Below are 1337 nucleotides of genomic sequence, written 5' to 3' on the forward strand. Positions count from 1 at the left end.
ACCAGCGCGCGGGCCAGGCGGTTGGCGCGGGCGTTCAGCTCGGCGAAGGTCCGGCGGACCTCGCCGCAGCCGACCGCGGTCGCCGCGGGCGAGCGGGCCGCCTGCGCCTCGAACAGCTCCGCGACGGTGACGCCGGGCAGGTCGGCGGGGCCCTCGTTCCACTCGGTGAGGATCGTGCGGCGCTCATCCGGCCCGAGCAGGTCGACGCGGCCGGAGGGGGTGTCCGGGTCGTCGGCCATCGCCGTCAGCACCCGCGTCATCGCGGTGACGAGCCGCTCCGCGGCGGCGCCGTCGACCAGGTCGGGCCGGTGCTCCAGCGTGAGATGGAGCCGTTCGCCGGGGTCGACCGCCCAGGTGATCGGGTAGTGCGTGGCGTCGCGTCCGCCCGCCTCGACCGGCCGGAGCACCCCTTCGGCGGGGCCGTCCTCGTCGGCCGGGTAGTTCTCGAAGATCAGCAGGGTGTCGAACAGCTCACCGGCCCCGGCGGCCCGCTGGATGTCGGCCAGCCCGAGGTGCTCGTGACCGAGCAGGACGGACTGCTCCTCGTGGAGCCGGCCGAGCAGCCGGGACAGCGGCTCGGCCGGGTCGATCAGCACCCGTACCGGGACGGTGTTGATGAACAGCCCGATCATCGACTCCACGCCCGGCAGCTCGGCCGGGCGGCCCGACACCGTCGCGCCGAACACCACGTCGCTCCGCCCGGTGAAACGGCCGAGGACGACGGCCCACGCGGCGCGTACGACGGTGCTCACCGTGACGCCGGACCGCCGGGCGAGCGCGGTGAGCCGCGCGGTCGTCTCCGCGTCGAGCTCGCGGTCCACCACATCGGGCACGACCGGCGTGCGTTCGGGGTCCGGCGGCGCGAGGTGGGTGCCCTCGGCGCCCGCCAGCGCACGTGACCAGGCGGCCTCGGAGGCCTTCGGGTCCTGTCCGGCCAGCCACGTGAGGAAGTCGCGGAAGGGCGTGGACGGCGGCGGCGTGTCCCCGTCGTAGAGGGCGGACAGCTCCGCAACGAGCGGGCCGCGCGACCAGCCGTCCAGGAGGAGGTGGTGGTGGGTGAGCACGAGCCGGTGGGCCTGCGGGCCGGTCCGTACGAGCAGCACGCGCAGCAGCGGCGCGACGGACGGGTCGAACCGGCGGCCCTCCTCGGCGAGGCAACGCTCCCACGCCTCCGCGAACGCGTCCGGGTCCAGCCCGGACAGGTCGGCCTGTGACCACGGCAGGACGACGCCGCGCTCGGCCACCGCGACCGGCCGTCCCGAGCCCAGGTGCCGGAAGGACGCGCGCAGGTTCGGGTGCCGGCGCAGCAGCGACTGCCAGGCCGCGCGCAGCCGCGC

1 protein-coding gene is annotated in these 1337 nt (G+C 76.0%); it reads right to left on the reverse strand.

The window, feature by feature from the left end; translation table 11 throughout:
- The coding region (locus ACFFNX_RS50140) for a condensation domain-containing protein (RefSeq protein ID WP_378213565.1) at positions 1 to 1337 on the reverse strand (1337 nt) is incomplete at both ends.

Origin of the sequence: Actinoallomurus acaciae, assembly GCF_042429965.1 — a bacterium.
Taxonomy (GTDB): Bacteria; Actinomycetota; Actinomycetes; order Streptosporangiales; family Streptosporangiaceae; genus Actinoallomurus; species Actinoallomurus acaciae.